Genomic DNA, 1,574 nt, shown 5'->3' with positions numbered 1-1,574 from the left:
TTAGAGAGAGTTGGGGTTGAGTTTTGTTGTGCCATGAGGAGTTTCCTTTTTGTTTGAGTATCACTTTTATGGAGCCGCTTGGCTGTCCAGACCTCAAACAGGGTTCTTCTCTGCAGGGGCGCGAAGCGTTTATTTACCCTTGCAGAGAAGGTTCTGATTGAGGATGGTGAACAGTCTGCGAGCGCCATCCAGTGATGCGAGTCGAAAGGAAAATCGGCACATAAGAAAACAAGCCCTTACTCGAACTTAATTGAAGCCAGTGAAAGGCAATAAGGAGGCACGACGAAGCGCAGCTACGCAGTAGCGGAGGCGTTGGGTGATTGTTCGCAGTAACTTAATGTCACATCGAGCTTGCTCGATAACAGTGCCATAAGTTATCGCGAGAGGAGTGAAGCGACGGAATGAGCCGACCGAAGGGAGAACGCCCAATATTTAAGTTTAATACGTACTTTATAGATTGATTGGCGTTAGAAAAAGAACCGTCCGTACTCAATCTTCAAGGGTAAGTGTTCGAACGCGGTTCAAGTCAAATATCACAATAAATCTAAAGGGCTATTCGCCGTCTAGCCATTAACTCAATTAGCCTCCATCTTTTTGGTCAGGGAGAGTGGAAAGTGAAAAAGCTTGATGCAAAGAAACGCAGAGCATGGCAAAAGCTGCACTTGGCTGTTCATGTCGATACACCCGAAACCATGAGTGCGGAAGTCAGTTTTGTTGTGCCATGAGCCTCTAAAAAAGAAAGGTTGTCCCTCACTGAAACTCACCTCGAAAGAAGGTAATGCTTTGGGAAGAGAGTGGAGCAATAAATGAAGCGGAAAAGGCGCTAACGAGCGGTAAAACGAGTTTGAAATACTACAACGCTCAGATAGGTGAAATGATAGTAAATGTCAAAACTACAAACAAAAATTATAGCTCTGGCTATGCCAGTTAGAAGCCAACGGTTAGCCATAGACGATGTAGCTTTATCTCCAGGCAGATTTTATCAACACCACCACTTTGCCACACAACCCTTTATGCTTGAGCAGCTAATGAGAAAGTTGTGCGAGTTCGTCTGTATTCAATCCCGTGACATCCATAATGGTTTGTTGATCTAGACCATTAAGCATCATCTTACGCGCCATATCCTTGAGCGCTTCTTGGCGGCCACGTTGCTCGCCTTGTTGGCGCAATTGTTCTGCAATAGTCATAAGTGTTTCCTCGTGTTTCGGTACTGATGAGACCAGTGACGTAATTAACGCTTCTAGGTTACTTGTTTCACCCACTTGGAGTAGGTAGCTCATCAATGACTGTACTTGCTTATCTGTAGTGTAATCGGTGAAGAGCAATGTGACCAGAGGCTCAAGGAAATCCATGATATCGCGATGCCTAGCGTGCTTTTGTACAAGTTCAAGTAACGCGATACGGCGATGTTGCATTATCTCATCATCGGAGATAACAGTGACATCGACCAATGGAAAATCTTGAGTATAGAGAGCCTTAGCTATAAGAGGGTTAACGAACCCTTTTAACCAATTCATCTCATACGGGTAGGGCGAGACCTTACCATGGTAAAACTGCAACGGGATCACCAGAGG

1 protein-coding gene and 1 pseudogene are annotated in these 1,574 nt (G+C 45.0%); one reads left to right on the top strand and one right to left on the bottom strand.

Features of this window, described 5'->3' with window-relative positions:
- Positions 1-504 precede the first annotated feature (504 nt).
- Positions 505-935 (top strand): annotated as a pseudogene (locus AB4496_RS01520) (IS5/IS1182 family transposase); the annotation flags it as partial.
- A gap of 90 nt (positions 936-1,025) precedes the next feature.
- On the opposite strand, the gene AB4496_RS01515 reads toward AB4496_RS01520, so the two are convergent.
- The coding region (locus tag AB4496_RS01515) for an Rpn family recombination-promoting nuclease/putative transposase (protein WP_372130515.1) at positions 1,026-1,574 on the bottom strand (549 nt) is incomplete at its 5' end.

The organism is Vibrio sp. 10N.222.46.A1 (assembly GCF_041473595.1).
Lineage (GTDB): Bacteria > Pseudomonadota > Gammaproteobacteria > Enterobacterales > Vibrionaceae > Vibrio > Vibrio tasmaniensis_A.
The sequence above is the reverse complement of the archived record's forward strand: the minus strand, read 5'-3'. Positions and strand labels throughout refer to the sequence as shown.